The sequence below is a fragment of the Knoellia aerolata DSM 18566 genome (assembly GCF_000768695.1).
In the GTDB taxonomy this organism is placed as follows: Bacteria; Actinomycetota; Actinomycetes; order Actinomycetales; family Dermatophilaceae; genus Knoellia; species Knoellia aerolata.
In genome coordinates, this window is the sequence record NZ_AVPL01000229.1 from 1 (window position 1) to 206 (window position 206).

1 protein-coding gene is annotated in these 206 nt (G+C 71.4%); it reads right to left on the reverse strand.

From position 1 onward, the window contains the following. On the reverse strand, positions 1–206 hold a 206-nt coding region (locus N801_RS19445), incomplete at both ends, for a hypothetical protein (RefSeq protein WP_035941391.1).

Below are 206 nucleotides of genomic sequence, written 5' to 3' on the forward strand. Positions count from 1 at the left end.
CGGTTGGCCCCGAACGCGCCGAACAGCGAGACCCGGTCGCTCAGGTCGTACTCGGCGCGCACCAGCCCGGTCAGGCTCTGCGCGTTGGACGTGTCGAAGCGCTGCGCCAGGTTGATCTTGGGATCGGGCGCGCCCGGCACCTTGACGCCCGGAGCGACCGTGTAGCCGCGCGCGGCGGCGCGCATCCAGTCGTCCTGGTAGACGAT